Genomic DNA, 203 nt, shown 5'->3' with positions numbered 1-203 from the left:
AATGGATCACTAATCGTAATACCCGTTAAATCAACATTACCATTGTTGGTTACTGTAAAACTATATAAAATCTGATCCCCTACATTTACAATACCATCATTATTAGCATCATCATAAACTCCTGCTTTTAATAATTCTATGTTTGGATCCTGTACTAAGTCGGTCTCAGTATTATCCTCTACATCTCCATCACTATCACTATC

Annotated in this window: 1 protein-coding gene; it reads right to left on the bottom strand. The window is 33.0% G+C overall.

All coding sequences use genetic code 11. The features are described from left to right. Window positions 1-203, bottom strand: a 203-nt coding sequence (locus tag Q1B37_RS24215) for a hypothetical protein (RefSeq protein ID WP_299903357.1), incomplete at both ends; no start/stop codon positions are given.

Origin of the sequence: uncultured Aquimarina sp., assembly GCF_947492965.1 — a bacterium.
Taxonomy (GTDB): domain Bacteria; phylum Bacteroidota; class Bacteroidia; order Flavobacteriales; family Flavobacteriaceae; genus Aquimarina.
Note: the sequence above shows the minus strand (reverse complement) of the source record. Positions and strands in the feature narration are given on the sequence as shown.